The sequence below is a fragment of the uncultured Bradyrhizobium sp. genome (assembly GCF_947648125.1).
Lineage (GTDB): Bacteria > Pseudomonadota > Alphaproteobacteria > Rhizobiales > Xanthobacteraceae > Bradyrhizobium.
Genome location: NZ_CANSMR010000004.1, coordinates 328,617 through 346,410, shown reverse-complemented (window position 1 = coordinate 346,410; position 17,794 = coordinate 328,617). Strand labels below are relative to the sequence as shown.

Sequence of the window (17,794 nt, the reverse complement as noted above, 5' to 3'; positions counted from 1 at the left end):
CGGTCGTCGAGGGCTCCCGCGCGTCAGTCGATGTGGACATGCGCGTCAGTGACGATTTTCTTCCACTTGTCGGATTCGGCCTTGGTGAAGGCCATGAAGTCCTGGGTAGTGCCGACAGCCGGTTCGAAGCCAAGCTCGGCGAGACGTTTCTGTGCCTCGGGCTGCGCCATCGCCTCGGCAATCTGGTCGTGGAGCAGGTCGACGATCGCCTTTGGGGTACCGGCCGGCACCGCGGCTCCAATCCAGAATCCGATCTCGTGGCCCTGGATGCCTTGCTCTTCGAGTGTCGGCACGTCGGGAAGCACCGCCGAGCGCTTGTGAGCTGCGACCGCCAGACCGCGCAACTTGCCGTCCGCGATCAACGGCGCGACCGCCGTTACCACCATGGGAATGATCTGCGTATCGCCCGCGAGCGTCGCCTGTACGGCCGGGACGGCGCCCTGGAATGGGATAGGGAGGACGTCAAGGCCGTAAGTGAGCTTGAATAGCCATTCGGCACCGAGATGCGGCGAGGTTCCATAGCCCGGCGTCGCGTAATTGTACTTTCCGGGATTGGCTTTCAGGAGCGCAATGAGCTCCTTCATGTTGCTCACCGGCAGCGATGGATTGACGGAGATCATCTCTGGCGCGGTTGCGATCTCAACGACTGGCGCAAAGTCCTTGAACGGGTCGAACGGCACTTTTGCCTTGACGGCGGGCTCGACGACGAAATCCTGATTCATCAGCAGGATTGTCCGGCCGTCCGCCGGCGCATGCGCCACCGCCGCTGCGCCGATGGCGCCGCCGGCACCCGGCTGGTTCTCGACGTAGAACCTGGCACCCGCCGTTTCCGTCAGCTTTTGCGCGACAAGGCGGCCGATGAAATCGACAGGGCCGCCAGCCGGATATGGTACCACGATCTTGACCGGCCCGGCCGGGTAGCCGTCCGCCCTGCCCGGACCGTCGAATGCCGCGAGCGCGCTCACCAGCGACGCCAGCATCAGTATGGATTTCCGCCCATTCATTGGCCTTCTCCCATTGAGTTCGCGGGGTAGCACAGGGCGACCATAGGTGGTGCCGCGCCGAAGGTCCTGAAAGTGCGCTCCAATTTGGCTGAAAATGCTCTGAAGATTGGCTATCGTGAGCCTTGGTCACTTACCTGAGGCTGCCATGGATGGCTCCCCGAGCACTATTCTTCAGTTCGACCGGTTTACGCTCGACCTGGCGCGATGCCATCTCCGTGCCGATGGGCAGGACATCGAGTTGCGGCCGAAGAGCTTTGAGGTGCTGCGTCGACTTGTCGAGAGTCCCGAACGGCTCCTCTCCAAGGAAGAGATCATCAGCGCGGTCTGGCCGAATGTCGTCGTCTCCGACGATTCGCTTGCGCGATGCATGAGCGATATTCGGCTCGCCCTCGGAGATGCGGAACAGCGCATCATCAAGACGATCCCGAAAAGGGGTTATATGTTCGCCGTGGCTGTCACGCGCCCTGCCGTCCGGGCCGGACCGCCGCTTCCCGACCGCCCGTCTATCGCGGTGCTCCCGCTCACGAATCTCAGCGGCGATCCCCAACAGGACTATTTCAGCGACGGTATCTCGGAGGATATTGTCACGAGCCTGTCCAAGTTCGCGGGCCTGTTCGTCATCGCGCGGCACTCGTCGTTCCGCTATCGCGGCGCCAACCTCGATGCGCGGCAAATCGGCGCCGAACTTGGCGTCCGCTATCTGCTGCTGGGTAGCGTCCGCCACGACGCCGCGCGGGTTCGTATCACCGCCGAGCTCGTCGACGCGGCGACCAGCGAGCAGTTGTGGGCCGAGTACTATGATCGTGAGCTCACCGGCATTTTTGCCGTCCAGGATGAGGTGACGCAGAAAATCGTGGGGACCCTGGTTGCGCACATCTCACGATTCGAGGTCGAGCGCGCGATGGCCAAGCCGCCCGGCGCATTCTCTGCCTATGACTGCTGGTTGCGTGGCAGCGCCATCATGAGGAGTTCGCATGGTGATCCAACGGGGCAGAAAATCACTGCCGCCCGCGTGTTCTTCGAGCAGGCTATCGCAGCAGACGCCAACTATGCGCCGCCGGTGCACGGCCTCGCCTCGACATGCCATGCCGCCTGGATCGAACCATACGAGGCGCTTGCAGCGGAATATCAGCAGCGCGCGACGCAAGAGCGGGGCCTGAAGTTGGCGCAAAAGTCCGTCGAGCTGGACCCACATCTTCCCGACGCGCGCGTGGCGCTCGCGCATAGTTTGCGCTGGCTACATCGTCCGGAAGAAAGCCAGGCAGAGTTCGCACGTGCCTATGAGCTGAATCCGAATCTGGTGGATTATCGCTACGGCCTCGCGCTCATCCATTGGGGGCGCCTTGAGGAAGGATTGGGGCATCTAGAGCGGATCATGCGGCTTGATCCTTTTCACCCGCCCGCCTGCCAGACGTTCCTGGGCAACGCGTATTACTTCATCGGCCGCTATTCCGAGGCGATCGAGAGTCTACGCGCCGCCGCGCGGCGCCTGCCGACCTTTCGTCCGACATTTGTATGGCTGGCCGCCACCGCTGCGCAGCTTTGCAATCACGAGGAAGCTCGCGAGGCGATGACCGTCGTGCTTCGCCGAGATCCCGCGTTCACGACCGGAAGATGGCTTGAGCTTCACCGGTTCGCGCGGCAGGCCGACACCGATCGCGTCGCGGAAGGACTGCGCAAGGCAGGCTTCCCCGAGTAAAGCTCACCCTCGCACGGATCCCTTGAAGGATCGGTCGACCAGCTAAATTAGCCCGCCAACAAACTGGCGTACGAACCACGGCGGCGTCTGCGCATTGTGAAACGGCGCCGAACTAAGCCCCTGGAACTAACGGTAGCAGTTCCCTGTTGCAAATGCCGAATTCTGCATCGGAGTGAGGTCACAATCGGCGCCGATCGTAATCCCGCCCGACTGGCTTTTCCTAATTGGCTTTAGGGCGTTGCTGCAGCTGCCTGCCCCCGCGCCGATTCACAGCTTGATCCGCCACTTCGGCTGTTTGAGTGTGAATCGGCGCCCGCACCAATGAGGACCGCTCAAGGGTCCAAGAGGGACGAGTGCGACTGCGCTTTCAACCCTTCGTCGCCGACCGACCGGAACGCGTCCCCCCAAGTTTGCGCAAAGCCTTGGCCAATTCGCGTAATCTCGCCATGAAAAGCTCGGCCGCCGGACTCAAAGTGCGGCCCTTCACGGTGATGATGGACGTCGGCGCATCCCAACGCGGCATATCAACGGCGAGAGCCCTGAGCCCGAGATGTTTCGGTGCGTGAAGAAGCAGCGAACCCGGCACCATGGTCAGAAAGCGCCCGCTTGCCAGCATGCTGTAGCGGAAGCCGACGGACTCGCTGACAATCGTGCATGGCACATCTAGCCCAAACGCGCGGAAGGCAGCGTGTGTCGGGCCTCCCGGCTCGATCTCGAGCGGAGCGTGGATCCACGGTTCCCGGACCAGCGCGGCAAGATCGATTTTCCGTCGACCAAGCCATCGATTGCCCGGTCCCGCTACGACCACGAGGCGCTCGTGGAACAAAGGCTCGATCGTCAGGTCAGGTTCGGGTTGGCGCTGGCGCGCAACGACAAGCTCGCATTGCCGCTCTCGCAAAAGGCGCAGGCGCGCCGCCGCATTGCCCAATTCCATCTTGAAGACCAGCTTCGGGTGCTCCTGTGAGAGTTGCTCGATGACCGTTGCCAAGAGGCCAGCAGCTATCGCTTCGGTCGAGCCGATGGAGAACTCTCCCGAGCCCGGGTCGGCCAGAAACTCGATCTCCCGGATGCTCTGTCGGAGTTCGTCAAAAATGGCGACGCTGCGCTTCGCCAGCGCCCTGCCGTAGAGCGTCGGCTCGACGCCATGTGCCGTGCGGTCGAATAGTGGTACCCCTAGCATGCGTTCAAGCTCGGCGATGGTCCGCGACACGACAGGACGAGAAACAGCAAGGCTCTCGGCCGCCTTGGCGATATTGCCGTGTTCAGCGACGACAGTCAGCAGATGAAGGTCGCGCGGTTTGATGCGGCGACCGATGCGTTCAGCCCATTGCATGCTGCCTCCGTATCAGAAAGGCTACGCTAGAGACGCAAAACAGAACTTTCTTGATACAGCCGCGCCGTGCAGACTTTCAAGTGCAAAGCTCCTCCAGACAGAGCGGCAAGTCAGCTGAGGTCACCGTAACGGGCCCTTGCACGGCAATCAAAGGGATCGACATGAGCATGGTCCGCTGCATCCTATCCTTGACAATCGCGTCCGGTCTGGCCGGATACTCGCCCGCAACGGCGCAACCTTATCCGAGCGCGCCCGTTAAAGTCGTCACTCCGTTTGCTGCCGGAGGCGGCGCCGACGTCTTGTGTCGGCTGGTGGCGGAAAAGCTACAGGCGATGTTGGGGCAGCCATTCATCGTGGAAAACCGGACCGGCGCCGGCGGCAACATCGGTGCCGAAGCCGTCGCCAAGGCCGCACCTGACGGTCAGGTTCTGCTTTGTGCGCCGGATCCGGTTCTCACGAGTTATTTGCTTTATTCCAAGCTCGCCTTTGACCCGCGCGCCTTTGCACCGGTCAGCGTCTTTGCTGTCTTCCGGATGGGGCTTGTTGCCAGAGCCGATGCGCCATTCGCGACGGTGACCGAGCTCATTGCTTACGCGCGCAATCACCCTGGCCAATTGAACTACGGCTCTCAAGGCATCGGACAGTACGGCCATCTCCTGGTGGAAGCTCTGAAGCTCAAGGAAAATCTCGACATTGTACACGTGCCGTATCGCGGCGGGGCAGCAGCAGTTAGTGATATGCTCGGCGGGCAGGTGAGCATTCTGGCTGGGCCGCTGACCTCCACTATGCCATTGATCGAAGCCGGCAAGTTGAAGCTGCTGGCGCCCACTGACAATCGCCGCCTTGCGGCCTTTCCCGATCTTCCGGCCCTGCCGGAGACGATTCCGGGCCTTGCGGCCGACTCCTGGCTGGCCATCGCGGCACCTCCCGGTACACCGGCAGCCATCACCACCAAGCTTGCCTCTGCAATCGCACAGATCGTCCGGGCCCCCGAAATGAAAGGACGGTTTGCAGAATTGCAGAGCGAGGCCCTCGGCAGCACACCCGAGGAGATGCGCGATCTTACCCGGCAGGCAGCTGAGCAGTGGGCAGGCGTGATTGCCAAGGCCAAAATCCGCCTGGACTGAACGGAGAAAACCTTTGTACCCGAAAATCACGGGCGTTGATCAACGCCTCCATGACTATCTCTTGATCCACCGGGCGCCGGAACATCCCGAACTGGCAGCGCTCCGCGAAGCAACTCAGCAACTGCCGGAGGGGATCATGCAGATTACGCCCGAGCAGGGGCATCTGCTGGCTCTGCTCGTGCGGCTGATGACGGCGCGGCGCACGCTCGAAATCGGCACGTTCACTGGCTATAGCGCGCTGGCTGTCGCGCTGGCGTTACCTGCGGACGGGCGGTTGGTGACCCTTGATATTGACGATGCATGGCCGTCTATCGGACATGAGTACTGGCAGCGTGCAGGCGTAGCCGGCAAGATCGAGGTCAAAATTGCGTCGGCCGTCGAGACGCTACGACAGCTGGAAAACGACGGTGCAGCCGCGAGTTTTGATCTCGCGTTCATCGATGCGGACAAGCCTGGCTACGATGATTATTATGAGAGCGCGCTGCGTCTGGTCCGGCCCGGCGGGCTGATCGTTCTCGACAATATGTTGCGTCGTGGCCGAGTTGCTGATCCAACGGTGACCGATGACGACACCGTGGCGCTACGAAAACTCAACAAAAAGATAGCCGCCGACGAGCGTGTCGACCGAATACTGCTACCGATAGCAACCGGCATGACATTCGCCCGTCGTCGTTCATTGAACTAGGCGTAGAGCGATGATTGCCGGAAGAGCCGCCCCGCATTTGCCTATGGCGGGATTCCGTCAGCCGACACCAATGACTAACCGCCACAGCGAGTCATCTGTGGACGACGCCCACTTTAGCCATCTTGTTCGCGCGTCGAGTCTGGGAGAAATGCAATGGTTGACACGGCCTCCGTCACGAGCACTCAAGCACGTTATCGCCTCTTGTATTTGACGTTTGCCGTCGCGCTGGCGGCCGGCGGCCTATGGGCGGCCCTTATTGAGGGACCGTCCATGCGAGCAACCGCACAAGAGCAACTCGAGCACGAGATCTCCGCCGAGAACCTTGGTTTCTGCGAGAAGTTCGGAATGCGCTCTGGCACAGGCGAGTTTATCGCCTGTACCAGGGAGCTGGCGATCATAAGACAGGCGCAGGCTGATCGCGACCGTGCCGCCGAAGTTGGCATTTTCTGATCCAAGCCGGCTCTCATCACGACGGCGCATCCCGCCACCATGCAGAAATCATCTGATCCCTCCGAGAACTGGGCTGCAAAAGCCCACGACCTGCCCTCCATCGAGGCGGTCTCGGCGCTCATTGGCGCGATCTACGTGTGAATCGGCGCCGAACTAAGCCCCTTGAACTAACGGTAGCAATTCCTTGTTGCAAATGCAGAATTCTGCATCGGAGTGAGGTCCCAATCGGCGCCGATCGTAATCCGGTTCACCTCGCGCGACGCAGAATCTCTGCGAATAGTGAAATCCTGCCTCCAACTGCGCAAGTTGGGTTATCTTGTCCATGCAGGCTCTCCCTTTCGCTGCAGCTGGGCCATTCTTCAGCGGGAGATTTCGATCTGACCGCCGTGAAATCAGACGGCGAGCCCTGCCTTGCGGAGTCCTTCCACACGGCGATCAAAATCCTCGAAGCGCCGAAAAGGTTGGACGCGTCGGCGGCGCTCGACGGAGAAGTCGGGATTTATTTTCAGCGCCTGCTCCCAGGCATGGCAACCGTCCTCCGATCGGCCAAGGTGACCGTAGCACGATGCGAGCAAGGCGTAAGCGGTCTCCGATTGGGGGTTTCGCGCGAGCCGTCGTTCGATCGTTGCGATCGCCTGCTCGTAGTCGCCGAGGGAGAAGCGCGCATCGGCGACAAATTGCAGCACGATGTCTGGATAATGTGGGTCCCGCCGCATGGTTTCATTAAGAGTTACAAGCGCGCCCGCTGGGTCGCCGGAGAATATCTGAATGTTCGCCATCAAGATCAGGAGCCCGACGGAGTTCGGCGAGAAGGCGAGACCTCGGCGCGTCTCCGCCAGGGCTCGGTCGAGATCTCGCCTCCACATATGAGCTATGCCCAACGCCAAGCGACCAGCGGGCTCCTCCTCATCCATCCCCACCACTAACTCTGCAAGTTCAAAGCCGATCTTCAGCGACGCCTCGGGATCGCTCGTGAAGCCGTTGGCGTAGTCGTTCAAATGGGTGAAGGCGACGAGCGCATGCGCCGCGGCATACTTCGGATCAATTGCGATGGCGGCTCCCGCCAACTGGCGCGCCGCGATATTGCCGCCGCGAGAGAGCGTCAGCGCCTGCTCGCGGCCACGCAACAAGAATTCGTACGCTTCGAGGCTGACCGCTCGTCTGCGGGCCAATCGATCCCGGTCGCCAGCCGAAAGCTTCAGCTTGAGCGCAGCCACGATCTCCTGCGTAAGTTCGTCCTGAACGGCAAAAATGTCGGTGAGATCGCGATCGAAACGGCTTGCCCATACATGTCCGCCGTGGCTTGAATCGATCAATTGCGCCGTGACGCGGACCCGGTTGCCCGCCTTGCGCACGCTGCCCTCGAGGACGTAGCGGACGCCGAGTGCCTTAGCGACCTCAGGCACGGAGATCGTCGCCCTCTTGTACACGAACGACGAGTTGCGCGCGATCACGTGCAACTCGGATAGCCTTGAGAGGTCGGTAATGATGTCCTCGCTGAGCCCATCCGAGAAATATTCCTGTTCGGCGTCGCCGCTCATGTTGTTGAAAGCAAGCACCGCGATCGACGCCTGGTCGGGTTGCGGCGAAGGTTGTTCCGGCGCGGCGGACTTCCTTGGCGTCGGGAGCCCGGCAGGCGCGAGCACGCCCACTTGCAGCGAATAGACCCGGACCGGGTCGGCGATGTTCTTGAGTTGAGTCGGGCCGAGATCGCTTACGGGAAAATCAAGCCGCGCTTTCACCTGACGATACGCGTCCTCGGAAAGGCAGATCGCGCCAGGCTTGGCGAGGCTTTCCAGGCGCGCAGCGATGTTGACGCCGTCGCCCATGAGATCGCCGTCGCTTTCCTCCACGACGTCACCCAGATGGACGCCAATTCGGATTTCGATGCAGCGCTCTTGCGGCACGCCGGTATTGCGCTCGATCATGCCGTTCTGCAGCTCGACGGAGCAGCGCACCGCGTCGACGACGCTGCGGAACTCGACGAGGATTCCATCACCCGTGCGCTTGAACACCCGACCATTGTGTACGGCGACGGTGGGATCGATGAGGTCGCTGCGTAACGCCCTGAGCCGCGCCAAAGTGCGATCCTCGTCCGCGCCCGTCATTCGGCTGAAGCCAACGACGTCGGCGGCCAGGATCGCCGCAATTTTCCGACTCTCGGCCATCGTGCCTCGTTGTCGCTTTCCAGATTAGCACAAAGACCGACCTCGTAGAGCCGCTTGAGCTTGGCTTCAGATTCCGACGCAGGGCTTGCATGCAACCAATTTAGTGTTAGTATGATTAATATGAAAATTCGGGGCTACGAGATGCGCGCCCGCGCGGCATCGGCGGCAGCCACGGGTACCCGCATTCTTGAGGCGGCGCGAGCGCGGCTGCTCGTCCAGCCGTATGACAAGACCACTCTCGACGATGTCGCTGCGGACGCCGGTGTCACCGTCCAGACCGTGCTGCGTCGGTTCGGGTCCAAGGAGGAACTGGCGCGGGCGATCGCCGAACAGATCCGCCAGGAGGCGATCCCGCAACGTGACACGGCTCCGGCTGGCGACGTGGTCGGCGCCGTCGCCGTCCTGATCGAGCACTACGAGCAACTCGGCGACATGGTGATGCAGGTGTTGCGCCAGGAGTTGCGGGTGCCGGTGTTCGCCGAGATCACGGTGGTCGGCCGCGCCTATCACCGCGAGTGGGTCGCTCGCGTATTTGCGCCGTGGCTTGCCACGCGGGCCGGCGCCCGGCGGGAACGGCTGCACGCCCAGTTGGTCGCGGTGTGCGACGTCTACACCTGGTTCCTGCTCAGGCGTCAGGCCGGGCTGTCGCGCCGCTCGGCCGAGGACGCGATCCGAGAACTTGTTGAGAAGGTTCTGGCATGAAGGAGATCCTGCCATGAGCAATCCATCCGCGGTCGTCCTGGTCGGCCTGACCGCCTGGACGCTCTCTCTTTTGGTTCTGATGGAAATACTGCGGACAAGGCTCGTTTTGACGAAGGCTGTCGCGTCGAACGAATTCAAACCCGACAACTCGAACCTCTCGCCTTTCATGCAGCGACTGGCCAGGGCGCACGCCAACTGCGTCGAAAGCCTGCCAGTCGTCGCCGTGCTTTTGATCGTAGCTTTGCTGACAAATCGGGCCAGCATCACCAACCCTCTTGCGCCATGGCTGTTAGCAGCACGAGTAATCCAGTCCTGTGTTCATCTCGCGTCGCTCAGCGTGCCCGCGGTGAATATTCGGTTCACCGCCTTCGCCGTCCAGATCGCGGTAGCCATCTACTGGTCGTGGGCCTTGTTGCTGAGCTAGGCGGCAAGTCGGTCGCGGTGTGTGACGTCTACACATGGTTCCCGCTGAGGCGTCAGGCCGGGCTCTCGCGCCGCTCGGCCAAGGGCGCGATCCAAGAACTCATTGAGGGAGTTCTGACATGAAGGTCCTTGCCTACACCTCGCCTTCGCGCGGCAACCTGTTCCCGCTGGTTCCGATCCTGAGCGAACTGCGCAAGCGCGGCCACGAGATCGCGGTCCGCACGTTGAACGTCGGACTGGACCCGCTCCGCGCGTTGGGCTTCACGGCCGAACCGATCGATCCGCGCATCGAGGCCATCCCGCACGACGACTTCAAGGCCAAGACCCCTGTCGGTTCCGTCAAGCGCAGCACCGCGGTCTTTCTGCGGCGAGCCGAGTTCGAGGTCGACGACCTGCGCGCGGCCATCGCGGCGGAGTCGCCGGCCGTCCTCATCGTCGACATCAACTGCTGGGGCGCCGTGGCCGTCGCCGAAATGTCGGGTCTGCCCTGGGCGACGGTCCTGCCCTACCCCGCTCCGTTCCCGGGTGGCGGGATCCCGCCGTTCGGTCCCGGTTTCGCGCCAGCTCGCGATTTCGCAGGGCGACTGCGCGACAGATTGCTCGCGCCCGTTATCGTCGGGAGTGTCGAACGCGCGATCAAGCCTGTTCTCAACGCGGTTCGCACCAAGGTCGGCGCATCGCCGGTCGCGGACCTCCGCGAGGCGTTCAGCACCGCGCCGCTGACGCTCTACCTGACCGCCGAGCCGTTGGAATACCGTCGCACCGACTGGCCGGCCTCCTACCGCCTCGTCGGCCCGCTCTCGTTCGACCCGCCTGCCGAGACGCCCGAATGGCTGGACGAGATCGACCGGCCGATCGTCCTCGTCACGACCTCCTCGGAATTCCAGGACGACGGCAAATTGATCGCCGCCGCACTCGACGGCCTGCGTGACGAGGACGTGTTCGTCGTTGCCACGCTGCCCTCGGGCGACCCGTCGACCTTCGACGTCCCGGTAAACGCCCGCGTCGAACGGTGGCTGCCGCACTCGGTCGTCCTGCCGCGAGCCGCCTGCGTGATAACCCACGGCGGCATGGGAGCCACGCAAAAGGCGCTCGCGGCAGGCATCCCCGTCGTAGCCGTCCCGTTCGGCCGCGACCAACACGAGGTCGCCCGACGCGTGGAGGTCAGCGGCGCCGGCGTCCGCCTCCCGTCATCGAAGGTCACACCAGCCCGGTTGCGTGATGCCGTCCGCCAAGCCCGGACCAAGCACGCCGCCGCCCAACACCTCGCCGGCGAACTCGCTACCGCCGGCGGCGCACCCCGAGCCGCCGAGGAAATCGAGGCACTCACCGGGTCCCAGTTGCCCTAACAAGCACCACACCAGCCCACGCCAGCGGCCCTTTCGATCAATCCCAGGATCGACGTGACGGGCCAGAAGGAGACATCATTCGATCACTTGGTGGGTTTCTAGCAGAAGCTTACGGGCGCCGAGCGGTCCTGAGTAACGCAGGCCATTTGATCATAATGTTTCCTGCCCGTTGCCGATAACGTTCCGAACCACGCAGGATAGCCTGCTCGATGGCTTGCCGGATCGCTGGCGTCTGCGCCTCAATCAGCATGGTCATTCGTACGTTGCCCCGGTGGAAAGCGTCGAGGAAGGCCTTTGGTGTGTCACCGGTCCAGACGAGGGGTAGCCTTTTGAAGCCGGGTTCTGCGAAACCCGCGGCGAGCAGGGTAGACCAGCACTCTCCTTCGTCGCCAAAGCGGAACATCGGCGGGGCAAGAGGTAGCGGCACCCCCATATCGGCATGCGCCTGTACTGCCTGCCCAACGAGTGCGTAGAGCTCACCATCAGAGGTCCAAGACGTCAGGGCAAGGCGCCCGGTCGCCGGCCGCAGTACACGCGCGACTTACGCCAGTACCCGCTCTGGCCGCTCCATGTGGAGCATGCCGAAGGAGCAGGTGACGGCATCGAAGCTTGCATCGGCAAGCGGGATCGCCTCGGCATCGCCGACACGGAAATCGATGCCAGGATCGCGCCGGCTTGCCTCGGCGATCATGTTTGGGGCGAAATCCATTCCGATGACTTCAGCACCACGTCGAGCTGCCGCGGCGGCGAGCGCGCCGGTGCCACAGGCAATGTCTAAAACGCGCACGCCGGGTCCAACCTCAACCGTTTCCATCAATGGGTCGATAGCCCCAAGCGTCACCAACCCGAAGCTGTCGTCCCGGTAACCCGCCTTCCGATCCCAACCCTCCAACTCCGCGTCGCGAACTCACGGCCGCAAAAAGCCTTCCGCCAATCGAGATTGAGCGTGGTCCTCGCTCGCGGCGAGGCTGCGAATCTGGGCGCATCGATCCGCCGGATTTTTCTTCGATATGCGGGGCGGCCCTTGGCCGCCGAAGCGGGTAAACCCAATCGGTAAATGTCGAGCGAATCGCTCCATTCCTGTCCCGGATGCCGATGAGCGGCGCGAGGCCGCAATGGTCAAACGACTTGGTCAAATAGACCGGCGCGACAAGAGCGCGACATGGGTATCGCGGTCGAGACCCTGGCGGTGTTCATCCGCTTCTGGCTTGCCACCACGCCGGCATTGCTGAGCCTGCGCCCAGCCGTCGCGCAAAGACGTGGGAGCGTTTCGATCCGCGCTCCCGCATGGGGAGCGACGCCTGCCCCCTAACATTTCCCTTGCTCACGGAAAAGGGGAGCGAGCGCGCGAATGTAAGCGGGCGCTGGTGGTCCGAGCCCGCGCCGGGAGCGGTCGCGCAATCGAGTGTTGCCAAGCATATGGTCAAGCGACGAGGACGGCCCAGCCAGGGATGGCGCACCTTCCAGATGCAAACGTCCCTGTCGGTCACCTCGACCCGTTGGTGCGCCGCGGACATCGAGATGCCACGGGGCGATTGCCTCGGCTGCGCGAAACGTGTCTAAATGTTGCGCCAGAGCCAGCGACTCCGGGGGGCAGGAAGTTCGATGTCACCGGAAGAAATAGCAAGCGTTATCGGCAGAATCTACGAAGCGGCTTACGATCCGGAGGCTTGGCCGATCGCGATATCGGCCATGCTCGGTCTATTTGACGGTTCGCGAGCTTGCCTTGGCAGGGTTGGCCCGAACCCCACAGCGAATGACGTTACCGCCGCCAATGAGGATACGGCGTTTCGGGCTCGTTTTCTGGAAGAGCATGTCGGTCAGCCCAACGTATTCCTTGACGCGGTGTTCAAAGCGCCCCCAGGACTGGTTTACAACGACCACGCCCTGGTGGGCGCTGACAGGTTGCGGCGGAGCCGCTTCTGGAATGACTGGATGAAACCGCAGGATATGTACGGTGGCCTCGGCAGCAAGCTGCTGGTGTCGGGGCGTTCGTTCTGGTTTTTCGATGTTCAGCGCGGGCGCAAGCAGGCGGCATTTGGAAACAGCGATGCCGAGATCCTGCAGATGTTCATTCCGCACTTGGCGCGGGCGGTCGAGCTCAGCAGTAAGTTTCAGTCGATGCAGGTGTGGGAATCGGCATTCGAAGGCTTGCCGTTCGGTGTCATGCTCGTCGACTGCCAAATGCAGATCATTCGCTCAAATGCCGTCGCTGAGGAGCTGTTGCTCCGTCCAGGCGGCGCGCTCCGCCGAAAATCGGGCCGGCTTTTCGTCGCCGATGCTGAAGCCGAGCTGCGAACGCTGGTGGAACAGGCATGCAGCGTTCGACAGGATGTCATTCCCGGCACCGGCGGCGATCTTTTGATCTGGGCAAAGCACCCTGGTCGCAGTGGTGATATCGCGATCTCGGTGGGGCCGGTAGCAGATACTCACTCTGGTGTTCGCCCGTTTGTTCAGGGGCGCGCTGCCGTCTATGTCAGGGAGATCGTGCTCGATCTCCCGCAGGGCTTTCAAGACTATATCCGCGCGCTGTTTGACCTGTCACCACGCGAAGCCGGTCTTGCGGCATCGCTCGCATCCGGCCGAACACTCCAGGAAACGGCGCAGGATATGCACGTCGCTTACAGCACCATGCGCACTCATCTGGAACGTGTCTTTCAGAAAACCGGAACGCGCCAACAGAGCCAGCTTGTTGCGCTCCTCAAGAGCGTACAACCGGTCAGGAGATAAGCGTATCCCGGAAATTGATACGCTGACGATACACGTAATCGCGCGGCTTGATCATGCCTAGGGCATCGTTGCTGGATTGGGCGGCGTGCCGCCAGGTCGAGGAGCCCGGCTCGCAAAGAGATTCAAATATTCGTAGCGCTGCCGCGACTGGGGAAAGAACCCGTCCTGGCTCGGCAAATTCAGCGGTGCCGTGTAGGAAATCTTTGGCTGGCTCGCAATGATCGTGCCCTGACGGACGACACTGGCGAGCATCGGATTGAGGCAGCCGCCCTGTGGCGCGCGCCCCTCGAGGCACGGCGCCTCTGCGTGAGCAGCACTACAAAACGCCACAACAATCGCGGCCGTGATAAGAGACGTTCGAGACATGCACATTTTGAGTCTCATCTTCATCTTAGAATTGTATCGTTCCGCCAAGTGACAGGAGCCAGGCGTCGCTCCGGAGTTCGGGTCTGGCCGAGCCCGGATCGAACAGTGGAGATTTGGGCGGGCTGCCATCCACCGACAGCCACATGTGCTGCGCGCGCAAGATCAACGAAGCCTGGTTTGTAATCGCATATTGGGCAACTCCGCCAGCGGTCCAACCGGTCTTCGCAGAAACGAACTGGAACGTGGTCGGGTCGTAGCCATTGCGCTGGCGAAACATCAGGCCAGCGGTCGGTCCGACTGACCAGGCCCCTTGCCTGTAAGTGGTGTCGAACGTGACGTTGACGACGTCATTGTTGGAGTTGAAGGGCTCCAAACCATATGTGCCGGGAGGAGGCGGATTGAGGATGTTGTTCTTGTCGAAATGGGAGAACGAAGCCATCAGCCGCGACGACCATTGTTCGGTCCAAGCATAGCCGGCCGCCAGGGAAAGCTGGAAACGGTTACCCGCCTTGTAGAACGGGGTGTCGTCGACCATCGTCAGCGTTTCCCAGGAATAGGCGCCCTGGGCCTGGAACGAGAACGGCCCGGCCGCATAGCCATAGGTCGCCGTCAGGGTCGTGACGTCACCGGGACGAAGCTGTTCCGTCAGGCCCGAGCCTGGCCCGATTCCGAAACCGACGTCGTCTCGGGTGAACTGGCCGCGCAGGGTTTCGCCGACGGCAAACGACACGACGGAGGACTGGCTCAGCGGAATGCTGACGCCGACCGTGGGGCCGACATTTAATCCTTCGCCAAAGCCCGCGATCTGAAAGATATCGGGATCCGGTTTGGCGCCTCCGGACGCGGATCCGGCAAAATTCGTTCTGCCGGTAGGCAGGTTCATGTTGAGCGACACGAACGGCTGAAAGCCAGAAAAGCCGTAATAGGTCGCAGCGCTCGTCAGGGACGTGTCAAGAAATCCGGAAAAGTTGACCGACGAGAGGTTGTTCTTTTGCGTAACGTCGACGTAGCTGCCGCGCATACCGAGATCGATCTTCCAAAGCTCGTTCGGGCGGCCGGTCAGCGCGAAACCAATGGGCGTCTGCACCTGCCGGGTCCGGGTGTCGCCGAAAAACGCGGAAACGCCGGAAGTTTTCGCGACCGTATAGTTGATCGAACTGTCGAATGTGGCTTGCCAGCGCTGATCGTATGATTGCGTCGATGCGCGCTGCGGCAACCGCAATTGCTGCGTCGTCTGTTCCTGCGCCAGCGCACCTGACGTGAGGCCGGCAAGCATCACGAATATCGACAAGGCTGCACGGCAGAAAGACAGGTGCCGTTTGTTCGCGCATCGCATGCTCAGGCCGCCCCGGATCGGCGCAACGCGTTGATGCTGCGCCCGTTTCAAACTCACGCTTGCTGCCGGTCCGACCGGCCTGACGCCGATCCACCGATCTCGAAATCACCGCAAGCTTTCCGAAAACGGCACGGCCTCCAACCGGCAAATGACGGATACCGCCGCGATTTCTCCCTGTCTAACGTAGCCGGGCGTGAGGAAGTTCGGCGGCTGTTGCGAATCTGCCACGGAGACCATGGGCGTGAAGGCGCGTTCTACAGACATTGTCGGAACCAGGCCCGGCCTGCATCGCGGCAATGCCAGGCGTCCCCGCTGGGCGACGCGCTTAGCATCGGTGCTTCTTGCGCTTCTGCTCGCCGTCACGCCCGTCGTGACCGTCCCATACATCGGCCAGGTTGGATCGGTCATGCCAGCCAACGCCAGCTTCAGCGATTGCGGCGATATGGTCAAAGTTGGGCTGGAGCTCACCGAGGAGGAGGCAAAGGGTGCCACGGACCCTAAGTTCATAGGATGTGCCGGCAAGATTGCGGGCGGCGACGCGTTAAGTATTGCGGTCGGAGTGATCTTCGCGGCGCTTGGGGCCGATAACCGGTTCACCGACTACGATTCGTGCATTGATCTGGTCAGGAACACGGTGGTCGGGCTCATCGTCGACGGGATCAAACAGCTCGTCTACCAGGCTCCGGTCATCGGTCAGGTCATCGACGCAGCCCTTCAACCGGTCGGCAGCAGCCTGACCGATTTCATGAACGCCGCCGCGGATGATTTGTGGACCCTGCTACAGAACACCTTTAAGCCGGTGTTCGACTATATCGACTGCGGCTGCAAGGTCGCCGGCACGCTCGTGGCATTGGCTCATAAATCCGTCGAACTGGTGGAGAAGACGGCCGCGTGTGCGGACACAGTCGCAACGGCGTTGGCCGATGCGGCAAAGGCGATAATCAGTTTTCCGGAAAAGGTGGGTGAATGGGTCGAGTGCGGCCTTAATTCTTGTGCAGGCGGCGGTCAAGACGCGGCGACGAATTATGTTTATCCGGCATGCCAGCCAGGTTGGTTGATTGGGAATTATGTCGACAACTTTGTTAGCAATACCGATGGCGGATACCTGCAGTTTTGGACTCCCAACGGCTCCTGCACTTGCCCGGACGGCACATCATACAAGAGCAAGGGTCCGCTGACGGGGGGCGACACAAAGTACCACATGAGTTCCAAGGTCTCGGACGCGTCGTATTTTGCCTGTACTTGCGACAATAAGCTGCTGGGTTACCAGAACGGCAGCGTCTGCGCGAAGTGCCCCAGCAGCGGGCCGATCAATGCTGATGGCACGTGTCCGGCCTGCGATTTCGGCCAGGTTTCCGTCAACGGCGTCTGCAAAAAGTGCGGTGCCGACGAGTTCATCCGTGATGGCGTTTGTGTCAAAGGGCCGCAATGTGGCGACGGCTGGAAGACTAAACGCGTCGCAAGTACGGATCCGTATTCCCCCGCGACGGTGACCTGCGAACCGGCCTGCGCCGACGGCAGCATCTACGATGTGGGCAGCAAATCGTGCCAGAAATGCAAGGCGAACGAGTACGCGATCTACGAGAAGCCAACGCTCGGACCGTTGGGTGACTTTGCCAACTCGCAAACATTGGGCGTCTGCGCGAAGTGTGCAAAAGGCCTGTATTCGCCGCCCGGCTCGATGAAGTGTTGTCCGGCGGGCATGGCGAGCTACGACGGCATCGCGTGCGTGCCGAGCAAGAAACTCGATTTGTCTCATCCAGAATTTTCAAGGCGGGGCAGGACCGCCCGTGGCGATCAATCGATCGCCGTCCCCGCCGAAACAGAGGAAACCAGGAAAACCAGGCGGTCACGCTGCCCGGATGGGCAGGTCGCGACATCGGACGGTGAATGTCAGCGGCCGAAGGGCCGGACCGCACCGGATCTGGCGTTGCCCTCCGAGCGGGTCGGATCCGATCCGTCGCGTGTGCAGCAGCATACGATCGCGCCGGGACTCCAGGAGCCGACCGACTCGCGAGGGCATACGCCCTCCGCTCCGTCAACGCATACGGTCGCGCCCGGGATCGTGGGACCAACCGATGCACGGAGGAGCGCGCCTTCCCTTCCGTCAACGCACACCGTCGCGCCGGGGATCCAGGGGCCCACCGGGCCTTCCGCCCCGCGCGGGCCCTCCGCGCCATCGCTCTCGACGACGACGACACCCGGCCGGATGGTGCCGGTCTCGCCGACAACTCCAGCGTGGAAGCCCTGATGCAGGTGACGATTGAAGCGACAAGGCGTGACGCAGCGCGCCCAAGGCCTGGCGTTGGAAGCGCCCGCGACGGTGAAAGGAGTCGGCCATGAAGATTCGTGCTCGCTGGCGCAGGCTGGGCTTTGCTGCCGTAGCCATCGGCCTGCCGGGAGTCCTTGCGATCGCAGGCTC

The 17,794-nt window shown here is 62.1% G+C and carries 15 protein-coding genes and 1 pseudogene; 10 read left to right on the top strand and 6 right to left on the bottom strand.

All coding sequences use genetic code 11. From position 1 onward, the window contains the following. Window positions 1-23: 23 nt before the first annotated feature. Window positions 24-1,004: a tripartite tricarboxylate transporter substrate-binding protein gene (locus Q0030_RS10995; RefSeq protein ID WP_298366394.1), complete on the bottom strand. Its 981-nt coding sequence runs from the start codon at window positions 1,002-1,004 to the stop codon at window positions 24-26. A 145-nt stretch (window positions 1,005-1,149) separates the two neighbouring features. On the opposite strand from Q0030_RS10995, the gene Q0030_RS10990 reads away from it, so the two are divergent. Next, on the top strand, window positions 1,150-2,703 hold the full coding sequence (locus tag Q0030_RS10990) for a winged helix-turn-helix domain-containing protein (protein WP_298366392.1): 1,554 nt from the start codon (window positions 1,150-1,152) through the stop codon (window positions 2,701-2,703). Between the two features lie 367 nt (window positions 2,704-3,070). Here Q0030_RS10990 and Q0030_RS10985 read toward each other — a convergent pair whose 3' ends face one another. Further along, complete coding sequence (locus tag Q0030_RS10985) at window positions 3,071-4,036, bottom strand: LysR family transcriptional regulator (protein WP_298366390.1); 966 nt, start codon at window positions 4,034-4,036, stop codon at window positions 3,071-3,073. Window positions 4,037-4,197: 161 nt separating this feature from the next. Here Q0030_RS10985 and Q0030_RS10980 point away from each other — a divergent pair, with 161 nt between their 5' ends. From Q0030_RS10980 to Q0030_RS10970, 3 genes are all read left to right on the top strand, one after another. After that, a complete protein-coding gene (locus Q0030_RS10980) occupies window positions 4,198-5,163 on the top strand; it encodes a tripartite tricarboxylate transporter substrate binding protein (protein ID WP_298366388.1) in 966 nt (321 codons plus the stop codon). 13 nt (window positions 5,164-5,176) lie between these two features. Then, window positions 5,177-5,848, top strand: a complete 672-nt coding sequence (locus Q0030_RS10975; RefSeq protein ID WP_298366386.1) for a class I SAM-dependent methyltransferase — start codon at window positions 5,177-5,179, stop codon at window positions 5,846-5,848. A gap of 153 nt (window positions 5,849-6,001) precedes the next feature. After that, on the top strand, window positions 6,002-6,298 hold the full coding sequence (locus tag Q0030_RS10970; RefSeq protein WP_298366384.1) for a hypothetical protein: 297 nt from the start codon (window positions 6,002-6,004) through the stop codon (window positions 6,296-6,298). A 392-nt stretch (window positions 6,299-6,690) separates the two neighbouring features. Here Q0030_RS10970 and Q0030_RS10965 read toward each other — a convergent pair whose 3' ends face one another. Then, on the bottom strand, window positions 6,691-8,466 hold the full coding sequence (locus Q0030_RS10965) for an adenylate/guanylate cyclase domain-containing protein (protein ID WP_298366382.1): 1,776 nt from the start codon (window positions 8,464-8,466) through the stop codon (window positions 6,691-6,693). A gap of 120 nt (window positions 8,467-8,586) precedes the next feature. On the opposite strand from Q0030_RS10965, the gene Q0030_RS10960 reads away from it, so the two are divergent. The 3 genes from Q0030_RS10960 to Q0030_RS10950 all read left to right on the top strand — a co-directional run bounded on the left by Q0030_RS10960 (window position 8,587) and on the right by Q0030_RS10950 (window position 10,940). After that, window positions 8,587-9,168, top strand: coding sequence for a TetR/AcrR family transcriptional regulator (locus Q0030_RS10960; protein WP_298366380.1), 582 nt, complete (start codon window positions 8,587-8,589; stop codon window positions 9,166-9,168). 13 nt (window positions 9,169-9,181) lie between these two features. After that, window positions 9,182-9,592 carry an MAPEG family protein gene (locus Q0030_RS10955; RefSeq protein ID WP_298366378.1) on the top strand — a complete coding sequence of 137 codons (411 nt, stop codon included), beginning with the start codon at window positions 9,182-9,184 and terminating at the stop codon, window positions 9,590-9,592. 118 nt (window positions 9,593-9,710) lie between these two features. Beyond that, window positions 9,711-10,940, top strand: coding sequence for a nucleotide disphospho-sugar-binding domain-containing protein (locus Q0030_RS10950; protein WP_298366376.1), 1,230 nt, complete (start codon window positions 9,711-9,713; stop codon window positions 10,938-10,940). Between the two features lie 541 nt (window positions 10,941-11,481). Here Q0030_RS10950 and Q0030_RS10945 read toward each other — a convergent pair. Further along, a complete protein-coding gene (locus Q0030_RS10945; RefSeq protein WP_298366374.1) occupies window positions 11,482-11,754 on the bottom strand; it encodes a class I SAM-dependent methyltransferase in 273 nt (90 codons plus the stop codon). Between the two features lie 254 nt (window positions 11,755-12,008). Between Q0030_RS10945 and Q0030_RS10940 the strand changes: the two are divergent. Next, a pseudogene (locus Q0030_RS10940) lies at window positions 12,009-12,168 on the top strand (CopG family transcriptional regulator); the annotation flags it as partial. A 377-nt stretch (window positions 12,169-12,545) separates the two neighbouring features. Continuing rightward, on the top strand, window positions 12,546-13,670 hold the full coding sequence (locus Q0030_RS10935; protein ID WP_298366372.1) for a helix-turn-helix transcriptional regulator: 1,125 nt from the start codon (window positions 12,546-12,548) through the stop codon (window positions 13,668-13,670). 57 nt (window positions 13,671-13,727) lie between these two features. On the opposite strand, the gene Q0030_RS10930 is transcribed toward Q0030_RS10935, so the two are convergent. Further along, on the bottom strand, window positions 13,728-14,060 hold the full coding sequence (locus Q0030_RS10930) for a hypothetical protein (RefSeq protein ID WP_298366370.1): 333 nt from the start codon (window positions 14,058-14,060) through the stop codon (window positions 13,728-13,730). Window position 14,061: 1 nt separating this feature from the next. After that, a complete protein-coding gene (locus Q0030_RS10925) occupies window positions 14,062-15,429 on the bottom strand; it encodes a hypothetical protein (protein WP_298366368.1) in 1,368 nt (455 codons plus the stop codon). 178 nt (window positions 15,430-15,607) lie between these two features. On the opposite strand from Q0030_RS10925, the gene Q0030_RS10920 reads away from it, so the two are divergent. Further along, complete coding sequence (locus tag Q0030_RS10920; RefSeq protein WP_298366366.1) at window positions 15,608-17,623, top strand: hypothetical protein; 2,016 nt, start codon at window positions 15,608-15,610, stop codon at window positions 17,621-17,623. Window positions 17,624-17,794 lie beyond the last annotated feature (171 nt).

Bases quoted from the DNA above. Each gene is read 5' to 3' on its own strand.
- Q0030_RS10995 (WP_298366394.1), bottom strand. From the start codon at position 1,004: ATGAATGGGCGGAAATCCATACTGATGCTGGCGTCGCTGGTGAGCGCG.
- Q0030_RS10990 (WP_298366392.1), top strand. From the start codon at position 1,150: ATGGATGGCTCCCCGAGCACTATTCTTCAGTTCGACCGGTTTACGCTC.
- Q0030_RS10985 (WP_298366390.1), bottom strand. From the start codon at position 4,036: ATGCAATGGGCTGAACGCATCGGTCGCCGCATCAAACCGCGCGACCTT.
- Q0030_RS10980 (WP_298366388.1), top strand. From the start codon at position 4,198: ATGAGCATGGTCCGCTGCATCCTATCCTTGACAATCGCGTCCGGTCTG.
- Q0030_RS10970 (WP_298366384.1), top strand. From the start codon at position 6,002: ATGGTTGACACGGCCTCCGTCACGAGCACTCAAGCACGTTATCGCCTC.
- Q0030_RS10965 (WP_298366382.1), bottom strand. From the start codon at position 8,466: ATGGCCGAGAGTCGGAAAATTGCGGCGATCCTGGCCGCCGACGTCGTT.
- Q0030_RS10960 (WP_298366380.1), top strand. From the start codon at position 8,587: ATGAAAATTCGGGGCTACGAGATGCGCGCCCGCGCGGCATCGGCGGCA.
- Q0030_RS10955 (WP_298366378.1), top strand. From the start codon at position 9,182: ATGAGCAATCCATCCGCGGTCGTCCTGGTCGGCCTGACCGCCTGGACG.
- Q0030_RS10950 (WP_298366376.1), top strand. From the start codon at position 9,711: ATGAAGGTCCTTGCCTACACCTCGCCTTCGCGCGGCAACCTGTTCCCG.
- Q0030_RS10945 (WP_298366374.1), bottom strand. From the start codon at position 11,754: ATGGAAACGGTTGAGGTTGGACCCGGCGTGCGCGTTTTAGACATTGCC.
- Q0030_RS10935 (WP_298366372.1), top strand. From the start codon at position 12,546: ATGTCACCGGAAGAAATAGCAAGCGTTATCGGCAGAATCTACGAAGCG.
- Q0030_RS10930 (WP_298366370.1), bottom strand. From the start codon at position 14,060: ATGAAGATGAGACTCAAAATGTGCATGTCTCGAACGTCTCTTATCACG.
- Q0030_RS10920 (WP_298366366.1), top strand. From the start codon at position 15,608: ATGGGCGTGAAGGCGCGTTCTACAGACATTGTCGGAACCAGGCCCGGC.